Below are 15,660 nucleotides of genomic sequence, written 5' to 3' on the forward strand. Positions count from 1 at the left end.
GTGCATCTGGATTGCTTCGCTGCGCTCGCAATGACGCCGGTTCAAGGCCCGTGCGCAGAGTCGAGCCGACACAGCGGACTCGCGCTGATGCATCGAAAGACGGACCGTCGGTTTCACGGATTATCTCCTTCCGATGAGTCTGCAGCCCCGTCGTCAAGCTCGTCGTCGCTGCGCGTCAGCGCCTCGAAGCGGTCGAGATAACGGTATACCGCGGGCAACAATCGCCAGGTCTGACCATCGGCCTCGGCAAAGCCGTAGTTGGCAGCGCTGCGCATGATCGCCATCAGCGCGTCCGGATCAGCCAGGGCTTCGGCTTCGAGCAGCAGCTGGTGCTTCTCGATCAACTCCGTCAACAGTGCCCGGTCGATGCGCCAGTCGCCAAAGCGACCCAGATGACGCCCGGCGTCGGCCTGATGCTCGAAGATCAACAGCAACAACAGCGCCAGATGCCGGGTGGCCTTGGACATGGCGCTGCTGCTGTCCTCGAAATGGAACCAGGCAAAGCCGCGATCGTCGATGCGCAGATCAAAGCCCAGGCGCGCGAACAGCAGCTCGTAGGCATCGCGCTCCCGTTCCAGCTCGGTCCACAGGGCCAGGTCGTGCAGCCGGTTCAGATGGCGCCCGGCGTTCAGAGCGGCGAACAGCTCGGCGAGGGCACCAAGGCGTTCCAGATTGAGGTTCAAGGCAGCACTCATGTCCCGTCGGCGATCACGGCGTGGGCATGATAGGTCACCCGCAATCGCTGCAAATCGCGTCGGCAGCTGGAATCAGCGATGCTCAGTTGCCAGGTGTGCTGTGCCAGAAGCGCGTGATAAAGCCGCAGCACGGTGCTGTCGCTGTAATCCGGATAGCGCTGCTGCACCCAGACGAGCAGATCGTCCACCGGCAGCACCGACTGCAGTTCCGCCAGCAGCGCCGCCTCGTCGACATGCTCCAGATCGAAGGTGGCGGCGACCGCTGCGTCATCGGGAAACGTCAGCGTCGGCGGCTGATAGTCAAGCGCCTGCGCCATCCACGCGCCTACTGCGGGGCCGACACTGATACGCCGCGGCTGATCGCGGCGCCAGCGCGGCAGGTCGCGAGCACGCAAGGTGGCGGCGAGGCCACGCCTGCGCACCCGGCCCAGCAACTGGCTGATGGCGCCGGACAGGCTGTCGTGCTGGCGGATCTCCTCGCGCAAGGGCAGCAGTGTGTCCGAGCACTGCTTGAGCACCTCGCGCCCCAGCCGGCGCAACTCCTTGGCCCGAAAGGCCACGTGGCGCAGATTCTGGCGATCACCGTAGAGCCCGCCCTGAACCGTCAGCGTTTCCACGGCATGATCGAGCGCCTGCTCGGCCGCTTCCAGATGCCGGTAGAAAGTGCCGCCGGGGCCGGTGTCCATCATCTCGGCCATGGGTTCCACATAACGATCGAAGGCTTCCAGCACCTCCCGATAGCGCCGGGCGATGGGCAGATTGGCGTCTGCGGCCTTGGCGCGTTCGGCGATGTCCAGGATGGCGTGACGATCCTGATCCAGCTGCTGGGCGATCTGCCGAAACAGCTCGGAAAGCTGAAACCCAGCCTGCCGCAGCTGATCGAAATCGCGTGCCTGCAGGCCCTTGAGCAGCCGCGCGCTGGCCTGGGTGATGGCCTGCACCCGCGCCTTCAGCACTTCGGACAGACCGAGTTCGTGCTCGCGCGTCAGCCCGCGCACGAAATCCAGTACCAGCGGATGCAACTGCAGCAGGGTGTCACGCGGCAGCGCCTGCAGCAGATCAGCCCCGATCATCTGCCGCAGCACGGCCTCTCGCGCCTCCAGCGATCGCTCGGCGCCCGTGCGCGCGAGGATCGCCAGCACCTGCTCAGGCGAGAAGGCCGAATGCTCCCGAGCCAGCACCACCAGATGCTCCACGGCTTCCCAATGCGCCTGCAAGGCGTTGATCAGGGTCTTTGGACTGGGCACGACAACGATTGACCATGAATCGACGGGGTCTCATTGTCTCAGCTTGTCGCGGTCTGCGCAGAGGTCAGCCGTTCGTGGCGCCGGCGGTGGAGATGACCGCCACTTGGCCGCGTGAGCCCACGGCGCTCATACCGCAGACACGCCGCCATCGACCGCCAGCACCTGGCCGGTGATGTGCTTGCCGGCGTCGGAGGCAAACAGCAGCGTGGCGCCCTTGAGGTCTTCGTCGTCGCCGAGTCGATTCAGCGGAGCCTGGGCCGCCATCGCCTGCTCGCCGATCGCACTGATCAGCCCCTTCGACATGCGCGTTGGAAAGAAGCCCGGTGCCAACGCATTGACGGTGATGCCATGGATACCCCATTCGCTGGCCAGCGCACGGGTGAAATTGATCACTGCGGCCTTGGAACTGTTGTAGGCGATGGTCTTCATCGACCCCGGCGGGTTGCCAGCCAGGCCAGCCACTGAAGCGATATTGATGATTCGCCCATACTTGCGCGGCAGCATCGAGCGCTTGCCGATGGCCTGGGTCAGCAGGAACACGCTGCGCATGTTGAGATTGAAGACCTTGTCCCAGGCCTCGATAGGGTAATCCTCGGCCGCCGCGCCCCAGCTGGCACCGGCATTGTTGATCAGGATGTCGACCTGTCCGAGCGTGCCCATGGCGGCGTCGGCCAGCGTCTGGATGCCTTGCTCCTGGCCAGCATCAGCCGCAAAGATATCCACTTTGATACCCCGAGCCTGCAAGTGCGTGCGCGCCGCCTCCAGCTCATCGGCTTTGCGCGCCGAGAGCATCAGACGTGCCCCGAAGTCACCCAAAGCCTCGGCCATCTGCAGCCCCAGACCGCGTGACCCGCCGGTAATCAAAGCCGTGCGGCCGTCGAGATCGAAGAGTTTTCGTGCGTTGGTCATGGTTTGGGCGGCTCTTGTTTGGGGAAAGAGGTCTATTGCCGCGTCATTGCGAGGAGCGCAGCGACGAAGCAATCCAGTGCTCCTGTGACTCTGCGTCTGGATTGCTTCGCTGCGCTCGCAAAGACGCCAGTTCATGAGCCGTGGGCAGTGTCGGGCCGAAACAGCTGTCCTGCAATCACACAGGATGCAGCCCGATCATCGCGCTTCATGTTCCGTATCCCGGACCATGATTTTGCATCATGAGTCCACTCTACGTCGACGCGCCATTCCGTTCAAGCATTCGCCATCTGCTCGGTTGACTTTTTACCACTTTGTACGGGCTCGCAATGTCGCTTGCGTAGACGCACCCAGGCGCCTACGATTCGTCATTATGTGGACCAGTGTTCCACAATACAGAACAGTCTTAGCCCACAGGGGATCCGCTGATGGACTTTTCCTACACGCCCAAGGTCGAAGAACTGCGCAAACAGGTTCAGGACTTCTATGCCCGAGACATCCTGCCACTGGAGGACCAGGTCGAGCAGGAAATCCTGGAGAACCGGCGCCAGGGCAGGGCGTGGACGCCGATCAGCCTGTTTGAGGACCTCAAGGCCAAGGCCCGCGCCCAGGGTCTGTGGAATCTGTTCCTGCCGAAGTCCGAACGGGCCCCGCAGGGGCTGTCGAATCTGGAATACGCACCGCTGTGCGAGATCATGGGCCGCACCCTGTGGGCGCCGGAGATCTTCAACTGCAGCGCGCCGGACACCGGCAACATGGAAGTGCTCGAACGCTACGGCACCGAGGCCCAGAAAGACCGCTGGCTGGAACCGCTGCTGGCCGGTCAGATCCGTTCCGCCTTCCTGATGACCGAGCCGGCGGTGGCCTCATCCGACGCCACCAACATCGAGTGTTCGATACGCCGCGAGGGCGACGAGTACGTCATCAACGGACGCAAATGGTATTCGTCCGGCGCTGGCGATCCGCGCTGCGCGGTCTACATCGTCATGGGCAAGACCGATCCCAACGAATCCAGGCATCGACAGCAGTCGATGATCCTGGTGCCGGCCGACGCCCCCGGCATCGAGGTGATCCGTCCGGTCACGGTCTTCGGTTACGACGAAGCTCCGCACGGCCATATGGATATCCGCCTGACTGATGTGCGGGTGCCGGCGGAGAACATCCTGCTGGGCGAAGGTCGGGGCTTCGAGATCGCCCAGGGCCGCCTCGGCCCCGGCCGCATCCACCATTGCATGCGCACCATCGGTGTTGCCGAGCGCGCCCTCGAAGCGCTGTGCCAGCGGATCACCACGCGGGTCGCGTTCGGCCGCAAGATCAGCGAGTTCTCGGTCTGGCACGAACGCATCGCCGAGGCCCGCTGCATGATCGAGCAAGCTCGATTGCTGACGCTGAAGGCCGCCGACATGATGGACAAGGTGGGCAACAAGGCGGCCCGCAGCGAGATCGCGATGATCAAGGTGGTGGCACCGAACATGGCTTGTCAGATCATCGATTGGGCCATCCAGGCTCACGGCGGCGCCGGTGTCAGCGGCGACTTCCCGCTGGCGCACGCCTACGCCATGGTGCGCACGCTGCGCCTGGCCGATGGCCCCGACGAGGTTCATCGCGACATGATCGCCAAGCTGGAACTGGCAAGGCATGCCGTCAGCGCGCCGGCGCACTGAGCCGGAGATCAGCATGGGCAAGCCGCGCCGCAGTGCCGACAGCTTCGAGGGACCGATCGATGCCAGTCACCCGCAGTTCGTCAACGCCGTCGGCCGCGCCTTTTCCATCCTGCGTTGCTTCGAGCACGGCGACGCCCACCTCGGCAACCAGGACATCGTGCGCCGCACCGGGCTGCCCAAACCAACGGTGTCACGCCTGACCTTCACGCTGGCTGCGCTCGGCTATCTGCAGTACGCGCCCAGCCTGGAAAAGTACGCGCTGGGACCGGCCGTGCTGTCGCTCAGCCACGCTTTCGTCCGCAGCCACGATGTGGTCAGCGTGGCCCGTCCACTGATGCGCGAACTGGCCGAATACACCAAGGCGGCCGTGATGCTGGGTGCGGCCGATGGCCGGCGCATGGTGCTGCTGGAGGTGTTTCAGGGCGACGAGACCTTCCACCTCAAACTCGATCCCGGCGCCCGCGTGCCGCACGGCTCGACCGCCCTCGGCCGCGCCGATCTGGCGGCCCGGCCGCAAGCCGTGTTCGACCGCCATCTGGCCGACATCGAGCAGGAGTGTGCCCCCGAACAATGGCCGAAGATCCGCGCCGGCATCCTGCGAGCCCGCCAGGACTACGAAAACTACGGCTTCTGTTTCTCGCTGGGCGACTGGAACCCCGACGTCTTCGCCGTCGGCGTGCCCATGATCTCCGCCGACCGCAGTCGCATCCTCGCCTTCAATTGTAGCGGCCGCGTTTCCGCCGTGACCCGCGACAAGCTGCTCCACGATTTCGGGCCCAAACTCGTCGCACTGCGCAACAGCGTCTTCGACATGACCGGCGGGCGCTTCTGAGCGTCGCGGCTTGGGCCGGGAACCTGCGTACTACGGACCCATCCCGTTCCGTGCCAATGCGCCCAATCAATCTTATGTCAATACGTTACCAAATTCGAATCGCAACAGTCGGTCGTCAGATAACGAGAATCCGCCCTACTCGGGCTCATCCCCCCTCCACCGGATCTTGCCATGGATTCATGATTGCGGCCCCGGTTGGCTCAAAGTCCGCCACATTTCGCGTGACTACGGTCATACCGTGCACTATTGCCGTTGCTGCGATGAGTGCGTCGCGCTCTGCGCGTGGATCGGGCACATGGAGTTTGGCGCATCGCTGTGCGACCGCGAGATCCACGGCAAGCACTCGGCCAGCAAATGCCGGCAGCACCTGCCCCTCAAGCCAGGCACGCAATACAGCCCCCTGATCGGGATCACGCCGCTCGACCAGCAACACACCGGTCTCCAATTCCAGGATCGTAATCGCGGATACAAAGAGGCTGGCCGGCAGCACGCCGGCCGCCCAGGCCGTGACGTTGCGGTCGGCCCGACCTGCCTTTGCCTTGCGCAGTTCCGAGACCACGTTGGTATCCAGAATGAACATCAGGACAAGTCCGCAGGATGTGTCCGGATGTTCAAGCGCGGCGCGTCGAACTCAATCGTCTCGGCGCCCGGCAGAGCCAGCAGATCGATGATGCTGGTCGTGCCGCCGGCCAGCCGCCAGTATGCATCGATGGTCAGCAACACGTGCGCCGGACGCCCACGATCGGTGATGAAGACCGGACCGTCCTTGGCCGCGTTCTTGGCCTTACTGGCATCCTGATTGAATTGACGGCTGGAAAACGTGGTGATGGTCATGGCTGCACCTCGCGAGCATCGATGTAGTTATGTTGCTACATCAAACCGCTGAATGCAAACCGCGGCGTGTTGGTCTACGCGTGACGCTTCGGCAACGCCGGTCACAGATGCACCCGACGCAAAGTGGCTATCGCTGCTGGAAGCGATCAGCCGAGCGCCTAACTCAGCCTATGTCAATCTATGCGGTGTGCCGCCGCTGGCCTGCTACTCGAATCCGTTCGACATGCCTCCGGTGGCCACGATGATGACTTCCATGTTGTTGCCGAGGTCGGTGTCGCCAAAGGCGTATGGCGGATCGGCGCGAAAGACGCCACGGGCAGCGAAAATGCTTCGCACCTGCCGGGGTGTGAATCCGGGGTCGTGGACTTCGTAGACCAGATGCATAACGGCGTTCGGGCCGAGATCGAGCACCTGATCGAGTGAACCGCCGAGTACCGTCGGGCATAGCCCGGCGCCGGCGATCACCTGGCAGCTACGTATCTGCGCCTTCAGACCATCGTCCGGCGAGCTGAATCCCACAACCACGCCGGGCACCGCGCTTGTTGACGTGTTCGCCAGCTCGAATTCTACCAGCGTTGATGGGCCAAGCGCGGTGATGGGATCGGCATCACCCAGGTGGCGCAGTACGATGTCACCCGAGTCCGCGCCCACTGCAGGCCAGCGCTGCAGCCGCGGGGGCGACAGGCCGGCAGCATTCACGCTGCGATTCTCGACCTGCACCGTACCGTCCCCCGCCACGCCGGTCACACTGACGAGACTTCGCCCGGGGGAAGACAGCGGCAGATCGAGCTCCTGCACATACAAGTGTTCCGGCGAAAGGCTGCCGTCAGCCAGATCAATCTGAGTCAGCGCATAGCGCTCGTCGTAGCGGCCATCTGAGTCGTCGAGGTAGCGCAGGCTGCGCGCCCATTTCTTGCTGGGCGTCGCGCCGGCGATGGGGCGCACGCTCATCCAGCGATCGCGCGTTGGCAGCGGGCTGTGGATCCACTCGATCTGCCCGGAGCCCGCATCGATGCGCGCCCAAAGAGGCCGCGACGCGTTCGACAGATTGGGGTCGAAACTGTATGTCCGAGCCGTGAACAGGAGGTCGCCGCCGGGCAGCGCCGCAAAGACCGGCGTGCGCACGACATCGTTTGCGGGGCCCGGCCGCGTGATCCACAGCGGCAATCCGGTGCCGGCCTCGCGGCGATCGATCTCCGATTTCAACAAGCCCGAGACACTGAACTGTCTGATGGAGAAAACATCGCCATTGGCCAGCGCGATGGCTGCCGGCAGGGTCGAGTTCGCCGGCAGCGATTGTTGCCAGAGATCAGCCCCACTATCGGCATCCAAGGCCTGCAACTGACTGAAGGGTCCGCTGCGCCAGACGATCAAGGCGCTGTCGTTTGCCGCCAGGGGATAGACGTCCAGCTGGCGAGACCACAGCAGGTGACCGTCGCCCGCCGCGTAATGCCGCTGCAGCGGCACCGCTTGCAGGCACTCCGGCGGACTCAGGCATTCACTTGCGCGGAGGTACACGCTTCCGTCGCTGCCCACCGTCCGCCAATCCGTACCCAACCGGTGCGCTCGTTGCCAGACCAGCTCACCATCGCTGCGGCGGATGTAGAGCAGGGCCTCCCGCAACTCGGCAGTCTGCATCGCCACCGAGTCGTAAGTTGCGATCAAGACCAGATGCTCAGGGGAACCTGCTATCAGCGAAGCACTCAGCAGCCGAAGCGGGGTCTCCGCCAGTTGCAGGCCTTGCGACCAGACCACAGCGCCACTCTCCGGATCCAGACGTCGAATGTTGACCCCGCGGAGATCGGTGTCGAGACCGATCATCGCTGCGAAAGGAATGCCGTCGATGAACTCGACGTCTTCCTGGCGCAAGACCAGGCCCTTGGCCAGCGCCACATGCGCTTCCACGAGGGCTCCCGTCGCACTAGCACGGCGTTGAAGATGCAGCTCCGAGGCATTGCCGCTCGTGGACCAGGCAATGCGCAGCTCGCCATTGACCACCCGCAAATCGACTGAGCTGGCTGGAATGGCTTGCATCCAGTCAATGCTCCCGTCACTACTGCTGCGGCGCTCGACCACCGTGACGTTACTGCCACCCAGCAGCTGTTGGCTGGCTACCAACACAGCGCCGTCCTCGGCGGGCCTCAGCTTGGCCGGCTGGGCCGTGGGCAGCTGGGTTCGCCACTGCACCGTCCCAGCATGATTCAGTGCGACCAGTGTGGATTGCCCGAATTCATCACGCGAGGACAGCGCCAGAACTGCGCTGGTGGCCACAAATCCGCAGGGCCCATCACTGTAATCCACGGCCGACACCCGCGTGGCCCACAAGCGCGCACCGCTTGCGCCACTGCGGCGTTCAAACACCACATCGGCCTGGCCGCCCGCGAGTTCAAAAAAAGCATGCACGCTGTCGGCACCAAGGCTCACTGGCGGGCAAGCTTCAAACACCCTCGAAGGCGAGGAATCGCGATGCAGTTGCCATTGCAGGCTGCCGGTCGCGGCGTCCAGTGACACGAGAAGCGGGTCGGGAAAACCCTCGCCCCCGGCACCCGAGAGCTCGCGATAGGACAGCGACAGCCTAATGGCGGTCTCGATCCGAGCTGGCAATTGGACACTGACCGCCACCGGATTTGGGCGCAAGTCGAGCAGGTTTCGCAGCCACACGAGGTCGCCGTCATTGCCGCGCAGGCGCATCAGCTCGCTTCCCGCCACGAGCAACACGTCGCCATTCGCCAGAAAGCGCGCCTGACTCCCGTAGCGCGGTCGTACCCACAAGACCTGCCCCGCCAAATTCACCATCGCCACCAGCGAGCGCTCGAATTCGCGTTCGCTCATCGTCAACAGTACCCGATCGCCCTGCGTGGCCAGTACTAGCTCTGGAGACAGGCGACCGAAGGCCCCGGACGAGTAGCCGAATTGCCCGGGTGCAGCGCTGCCATCGGCAGCCAGTCGCAACGTGCCGGCGAGGCCGGAACGAGTGGATTCAGCGGCGACCATAAAGGCACTGCCGTCCTCCAGCAGGATGTGGTGAGCGCGCGAGTAGCTCGCGTCGAACGGAACTGCTTCCGATTCTGGTGAGGACCAGATCGGCATGACCTGGGCCGATAGTGATCCAGCAAGGAACCATCCAAGCAGACAAGTCAACAGACGCATGGGAGGTAATGGCCGTTGGCGAAGCGTGCACTTTACACTCCGCAACACAACCGTGGGCAGTATCTCTCGTCCAGGGGTCCTCTACTCAAATCCGTCCTGGAACACGGATGTCGGGTCGGGTGCAAGTCGTTCGATCAAGAAGACATTCGGGCCAGAATCTGCATGGGCGACTCCTGGAACCAGATCAGCTGCGGCGGCGCTGAAAGTCACTGCGCGTCCGTCGCGGGTGATCCTCGCTTTGGTCGAATGTTGTCCAACAGTCACGTTGGGCTGACCGCTGACATGCGACAACAGACTGACGGTACCTGTGCTGGCATCCCACAGAAACGTATCTATCCCGGTGCCGTTGCTGTCAACTTGTTCCGGGACCAGATTGGTCGCCATGCTGTCGAATGCCACCCAAAGGCCGTCACCACTGATAGAACCACCCAGCGAACCAAAGTTGGCCGTCGCCGATGCCACGCCGGCTGCGGCGCTCACGACGCTCACCGTCTTGCTGGCGCGATCAAGAAGGAAGATGTCGTCCGCGTTGTTGGCATCGCTGACACCGTCCACCAGATCGGTAGCCCTGCTGATGAAGGCGATGCGCTGGCCATCCTCGCTCATGCCCAAGGGAATGGACGCGGCGTTCGCGGCAGTGCCGGGGTTCGTCGCAGAGGTCGAAACCAGTGTGGTAACGCCGGTGTTGCAGTCGTGAATGAAAACATCCAGCTCAAAATGGTTGTCGACGATACCAGCGACCAGGTCCGTGGCCGTGCTGGCGAACAGCACCTGACACCCGTCGCTGGTCATTGCCGCCGGTATACTGCGACCATTGGCTGCCGTGCCGGGAAATCCTGCGGCATGTGATATCAGCGAGACGCTATCGGTGACTCGGTCGTAGACGTAGACATCGCTTTCCGTATTGCTGTCGGAATGGCCCGCAATGAGATCTGTCGCCCAGCTGCCCAACAACAGGTGGCGGCCGTCGGGACTGATGGCCGCCAGATAGCTATATCCATTGGCACCAACAACGGGCGATGAGCTGGCGTGACTGACCAGCGTCGCGCCGGTGCCGAGTCGATCGCGCAAGTAGACGTCATAGCCTTCGCCATTCATGTCGACCATTCCTGGCACCAGATCCCGGGCGGTGCTGGAGAAGCTGATCCAGCGTGCATCTGCACTCATCTCGGCATTCACAGAGTGGCCGTTGGCAGAGGTTTGTGGCGATCCGGGAACATTCGAGATCAGCGTAGATGCACTTTGGTCGCGATCGAACAGGAAGATGTCGTCCTGAGTCAGGTTGTTGTCGATGAATCCTTCAACCAGATCGCTGGCGTTGCTTTGGTAGAGCACCCAGCGCCCGTCTGCGCTTGTCCTGGCCCCGGATGGCGCCGAATCCGCGGTGCGCCGCGGATGATTCCAGCGATGGGTCACCAGTTGGGTGGCCCCGAGCACACGGTCTCGCAGGAACAGGTCTTGCCCTTCATTGCTGTCGACGACACCGGAGACGATGTTGGGTGCGGCGCTTGAAAAGAGTACCCAGCGACGGTCATCGCTGACCGCATCCACCCGCGAATTGCGGCCCACTGCCACCGGTATGCCCGATGCGCGGGACACCAATCGACTGAGCCCGGCAACTGGCTCGTAGAGCAGGATGTCTTCCGCACCATTGCCATCATTGATACTGGCAATGAGATTCGTCGCCAGACTGCTGAGCATCACGACAGCACCATCGTGACTGAGTCCTCGTGCAGTTGACCGATCGTTTCCGGTGCTTGCAGTCGTCCCCGGCAGGGGCGCAACCAGCACGGCGGAGCCTGTCTGGCGATCGATGAGATAAGGATCATCGCTGCTATTGTTGTCAATGAAGTTAGCAACCAGATCGGTCGCGCTGCTGTTGGCCAACACAGAGCGTCCGTCGCCACTCAGGGCAACCAGATGTGAGCCGCCGTTGGCAGTGGCGCCAGGCATGCCCAGCGCTTGACTGGCCAGGGCTATGCTGCCGTTGTCGCGGTCAAAAACGAAAACATCGGCCGACAGGTTGCTGTCGTTCAGTCCATCGACCAGGTTCGTGGCCAAGCTCTCGAAAGCGACCAGGCGACCGTCGCCAGTCATCGAAGCCGAGTTGGCAAGCGAACTGGCGTTGGCCGTCGTGGTCGCGGAGTCGGCGGACTTCGAGATCAATGTCGATGCCTGCGAATCCCTGTCCCAAAGAAAAACGTCCGTTCCCGAGCCATTCGGATCTGCTGCGGCGATGTCGCTGGCCTGACTCTGAAACAGCACCCAGCGTCCGTCATCACTCAGGCTCAACGATTCGGTTGCCGCATTGGCCGTGGAGTTCTTATCAAGCCACGCGTGCGACACCAGCAAGCTGGTGCCGGCAAGGATGTCGAAGAGGAAGACGTCATCGGCATTGTTGGTATCAGCCACGCCGGCAACGACGTCGCTGGCCCGGGACTTGAACAGCACATGCCGTCCGTCGGCGCTCACCGCTATGGGGCTTGCTGGCGCGTTCGCCCTGATCGTGGGATTTCCCAGCTGTCGTGACACCAGCACGGAAGTCTGGCTTGCGCTGTCGTAGAGATAAGCGTGTTCCGTACCCTTGATCCCGACTACACCGGCGACCAGATCGCTGGCCTCACTGCGATAGACGACAAAGCGGCCATCGTCGCTGAGCGCAGTCGCCAAGGAGCGATCATTCGCTGCCTGAGAGCCGGTTGACGCGCGTGATACCAGTTGCGTGGTTCCAGCAACACGATCATGAAGGAACACATCCCATTCACCGTTGGTGTCGCTCAGACCGGCGATCAGGTTGGTTGCCTGGCTGTGGAATAGCACCCAACGTCCATCTGCGCTGGTCGCGACAGGGGCAGACGCGCCATTTCCGGCGACGTCTGGCGCGCCATGGACGGTCGATATCATCGAGACTGTGTCCGTATCCCGATCGAACACGAAGGCATCAAAGTCCCGATTCTGGTCCCGCAAACCGGGGATCAGATCGGCAGCGGCGCTGGTGAATGCCAGATAGCGGCCATTGGCGGCACTGAGGGAGCGCGGGTAGCTGGTAGCACCCGCAGTATCGCTCGGCGCACCTACCGAAATCAGTTCGGTAGAAAATTGCACAGCCGCCGCCGATTGGGTGCAAACCAGCGAGAAAACAGCCGCAAGTCGGAGCAGTCTCAACCTGGCGCTCCCGAAAAAGCACGGCGAACAAGGACGATGTTTCATGGGATGGCTTCAGCCGGGTTCATGGCATTGATACGCGGAGCATGCCGATTCAATTCCGAGCTTTGCAACAAAATGAATCGAGGGCGGACTTCGAACCAGGCGCTCGCCGTATTGGGCCGAGATCGGACAACTCGCACAGGTCGTCGCGGACGGACGTCACGTTCCGTGTGGTCTTCGCCACATGACTGGCCGGTGAGCGCAGCGCTCCCCGACGACCCGCGCCCTCACAAACGCGGCCCTCTAGATGAAGTTGAGATCCTGTACCTTGAGCGACGCACGTCGTCCGAGCGCGCGGTTCTTGGTCGTACAGCATCCAAATTCCAGAAGATGGGTCTTGGTCGGATGCAGTGACAGCGCGAACGCCGCCATTCGCTCGGCCAGCCCCACCACCAACCGTCTCGCGTCCTGCTCGTGCGAGAAGTCCGGCACGATGTCATCTGCGTAGCGCACCAAGATCACGCGGCCTGGCGCGTGGCGCAACTACTCGAATCCGTTGCTGAAGATCACGTTGGTGACGATTGCCTGATTGACTGTCACGCAGTTGCCTACTTCCGAGGTGTCGCCGCTGGCGCTGGTCGCTGTCGCCGAGATCCTATTCAGGGCGACATTGGCTGGCGCGGTCAATGTAGAGACGATGATCGCGCTACCGCTGCCGTTGGTATTGACGTTTACCCAGCCCAGATGGGAATAGGCATGACCCCGCCCCGGGGCGGTCGCATCACATGCGGTTGCGAGGTAATAGTCGATGCGGAAGCTGGCATTGGGTGTACTGTTCAGGTTGCCGTTGACCGTGATGCTCGGGTTGGCGCCGCTGCTGCGTGTGGCCTGGGTCAGCACGGGGTAGTTCTGCAGCTGATTCGGACCCACGGCGGGATTGCTGGCTTGATTGCTGCTGGGGCCCGCGCTGGCGAGGTCAATGTCCACGTTCTGGTTATCAAGAAACTCATTCGACAGCACGCGGTTGCCGTTGCCTCCACTGGGCGATATCCAGACGCCCGGACCTACACTGCGAGCGATGAAATTGCCGCCGTAGTCGCCAAGTAGCGGCGCGCCGATGGCGGTGTTTCGCGCCGCGAAATTGATGGCCACCCCGGCGCCCTGGTTGCCCGGCAAGCCCCCGGTATAGTCCTGTCCGATGCGGTTGTACTGCAGGATGTTCCCTGTGGAGGCGGCGCCGGAAATGGTGACGCCGGTGGCGCTGCTGTTCGCAATGTAGTTGTACAACAGATAGTTGTTGGGCGAATTGAACAGGTACACGCCGATCTGGTTGCTCGCCGGGTCCAGGCCATTCCTCTGAAAGCCTATGATGTTGTTGCCGAGCACATTGCCGCCAGCAGCGTTGTCCAGATAGATGCCCGGCGCCGAGCTGCCGGCGATCAGGTTGACCGCGGTCGGGTCGTCGAATCCACCGATGGTTGCTCTGCCGGAGCTGTTGCTGACACGCACAGCCGAGGCATTGGTCGACGTGAATGGAATGGCCCCAAACTGATTGCCGGAGATGCGGTGGTCGCTGCCCCCATCCAACCGTATGGCTGCATCGGTGAAGCCGGCGAACATCATGCCGTGCACGGTCAGCCGCGCATTGCTGGCACCGGAAGGCACGTGAAAGGCCCAGGGCGTGGCCCCGCTGCCGTTCACGACGAGGCAGAGATTGGCATCAAAACGGCCGTAGTCGCTGTTGCCGGTCCAGCCAGACAGCGTGCGGGCATCAATCGTGACCTGGCCGGTGACATCGAGCATTTCGGTGCTCATGTTGATGATGTGCGGACAACCGCCACTGAGCGAGAAGTTGATCTGGTAGGGGCCGCTGGCCAGATTGGCTGACCGGATTGCTGCCCGCAGCGATCCCGCCAGAGGGGCGGAATTGTTGCCGTTGTCGCCGGTGTTGGTGACGATGGCCGTGGTCAGATTGTTGAGCGAGGATTCGATCGCACCCCGGTCGATCTGGCTGCCGATGACGCGGACGCCGTTGAAGAGATCGTGGGCCGGCAAGCCGTAGAGTTGGTAGAGCAGGCCGCTGTTGATGGCGGGTGAGCCGACTGCCAAACCGTAGTTGTTGGCGGCACTGTTGATGAACTGCGGGTTGACGGTGAGATTGGAGCTGTCCAGCGGCAGTGCATAGTGCGCCACGTTGTAGATGTTGCCTTTGATCAGCAGGTTGTTTTCGGTGCTGAACGTGCCCAGTTCGATATCGGCGCCGGCGTTGTTGACCACGATGTTGTCGGCAATCTCGCTGGTTCGGTCGCTGCTGGTAACGCCGTTGACGGTGATGGAGTTGACGACGATGCCGGGCGCGCCGGTGTTGTCGGCGATGGTGTTGTTGTTGACGATGGCGAAGGAGTCGAATCCGTCGGCGTAGAAGAGTTGCACCATGCCGGGATGGAAGGTGTCAGTCAGCGTGTTCTTTGCAATCAGATTATTGAGGACCTTCATCTGCGCCCCGTACATGTGGATCAAGCTCTGACCGCCGGTGTTGTTGAGAAAGCGGCAGTACTTGACCGCGTAGATGCCCTCGTCGCCGTGGGTGACGGCGCCGACCGAGAGCACGTCGAATTGGTTGGTGTTGAACCGAGTCAGGGTGACGCCTTCCAGCAGGAACACAGCATCTGCATTCATGCGGAAATTCAGATAGCTGCCGGGCTGATTGAGCCCATCAAGCACGGTGTTGGTCGGGTTGACAGTGCGCGCCGTGCAGCCGGCGTTGTACCCACCCAGCAGCTTGAGTCCCGCCGTCCGGCCGTCTCCGTCGAAGAATCCCGACATCGTGCTGCCGAGCGCATAGGTGCCTTGTTGCAGACCAATGACCACGTCGAAGTTGAGTGTCTCCCATTGATGCAGGGCATCGAGCAGCTCCGCGGGAGTCGAGACGCAATAGTCCGGGGCGGCGGCGGCCTCGGTGTTCCATGCGCATGACCAGAGGACGATCAGGGACAGCAGTAGGCGACGGAAATGGGCGTACATGAGTGCATCTGGCTACCGAAGGTAAGCGTAGATACGCAAGTCGGCGGTGATTGCTGCCATTTGCAGACGTGGCGAGCGCAGGCAGAAAGGGTTGCCCTCAATCACGGAGATCCCCGGCATTCAAAGCGAGCCCGCCTCGACCGGATGCCCGAGACTCTCTG

11 protein-coding genes are annotated in these 15,660 nt (G+C 62.5%); 2 read left to right on the forward strand and 9 right to left on the reverse strand.

Annotation, left to right across the window (positions count from 1 at the left end):
• Positions 1 to 113: 113 nt before the first annotated feature.
• The 3 genes from H7A19_16600 to H7A19_16610 all read right to left on the reverse strand — a co-directional run bounded on the left by H7A19_16600 (position 114) and on the right by H7A19_16610 (position 2,851).
• A complete protein-coding gene (locus H7A19_16600) occupies positions 114 to 695 on the reverse strand; it encodes a hypothetical protein (GenBank protein MCP5476450.1) in 582 nt (193 codons plus the stop codon).
• Positions 692 to 1,942, reverse strand: coding sequence for a hypothetical protein (locus H7A19_16605; GenBank protein MCP5476451.1), 1,251 nt, complete (start codon positions 1,940 to 1,942; stop codon positions 692 to 694). The genes H7A19_16600 and H7A19_16605 overlap by 4 nt, the downstream gene beginning before the upstream one ends.
• A gap of 126 nt (positions 1,943 to 2,068) precedes the next feature.
• Positions 2,069 to 2,851 carry an SDR family oxidoreductase gene (locus tag H7A19_16610; protein MCP5476452.1) on the reverse strand — a complete coding sequence of 261 codons (783 nt, stop codon included), beginning with the start codon at positions 2,849 to 2,851 and terminating at the stop codon, positions 2,069 to 2,071.
• Between the two features lie 425 nt (positions 2,852 to 3,276).
• Between H7A19_16610 and H7A19_16615 the strand changes: the two genes are divergently transcribed.
• Both H7A19_16615 and H7A19_16620 read left to right on the forward strand, forming a co-directional pair.
• Positions 3,277 to 4,512, forward strand: coding sequence for an acyl-CoA dehydrogenase family protein (locus tag H7A19_16615; GenBank protein ID MCP5476453.1), 1,236 nt, complete (start codon positions 3,277 to 3,279; stop codon positions 4,510 to 4,512).
• 13 nt (positions 4,513 to 4,525) lie between these two features.
• Positions 4,526 to 5,344, forward strand: coding sequence for an IclR family transcriptional regulator (locus H7A19_16620; protein MCP5476454.1), 819 nt, complete (start codon positions 4,526 to 4,528; stop codon positions 5,342 to 5,344).
• A 145-nt stretch (positions 5,345 to 5,489) separates the two neighbouring features.
• Here the strand turns inward: H7A19_16620 and H7A19_16625 are convergent, their stop codons facing one another.
• The 6 genes from H7A19_16625 to H7A19_16650 all read right to left on the reverse strand — a co-directional run bounded on the left by H7A19_16625 (position 5,490) and on the right by H7A19_16650 (position 15,499).
• Positions 5,490 to 5,924, reverse strand: a complete 435-nt coding sequence (locus H7A19_16625; protein ID MCP5476455.1) for a type II toxin-antitoxin system VapC family toxin — start codon at positions 5,922 to 5,924, stop codon at positions 5,490 to 5,492.
• Entirely contained in the window at positions 5,924 to 6,178 is a 255-nt protein-coding gene (locus H7A19_16630; protein ID MCP5476456.1) for a type II toxin-antitoxin system Phd/YefM family antitoxin, read from the reverse strand. The genes H7A19_16625 and H7A19_16630 overlap by 1 nt, the downstream gene beginning before the upstream one ends.
• 204 nt (positions 6,179 to 6,382) lie before the next feature.
• Positions 6,383 to 9,268: a PQQ-binding-like beta-propeller repeat protein gene (locus tag H7A19_16635; protein MCP5476457.1), complete on the reverse strand. Its 2,886-nt coding sequence runs from the start codon at positions 9,266 to 9,268 to the stop codon at positions 6,383 to 6,385.
• A gap of 141 nt (positions 9,269 to 9,409) precedes the next feature.
• Entirely contained in the window at positions 9,410 to 12,433 is a 3,024-nt protein-coding gene (locus H7A19_16640; GenBank protein ID MCP5476458.1) for a hypothetical protein, read from the reverse strand.
• 345 nt (positions 12,434 to 12,778) lie between these two features.
• Positions 12,779 to 13,018, reverse strand: a complete 240-nt coding sequence (locus tag H7A19_16645) for a hypothetical protein (protein ID MCP5476459.1) — start codon at positions 13,016 to 13,018, stop codon at positions 12,779 to 12,781.
• Complete coding sequence (locus tag H7A19_16650) at positions 13,019 to 15,499, reverse strand: hypothetical protein (protein MCP5476460.1); 2,481 nt, start codon at positions 15,497 to 15,499, stop codon at positions 13,019 to 13,021.
• Positions 15,500 to 15,660: the final 161 nt, after the last annotated feature.

Source organism: Rhodanobacteraceae bacterium (assembly GCA_024234055.1).
In the GTDB taxonomy this organism is placed as follows: Bacteria; Pseudomonadota; Gammaproteobacteria; order Xanthomonadales; family SZUA-5; genus JADKFD01.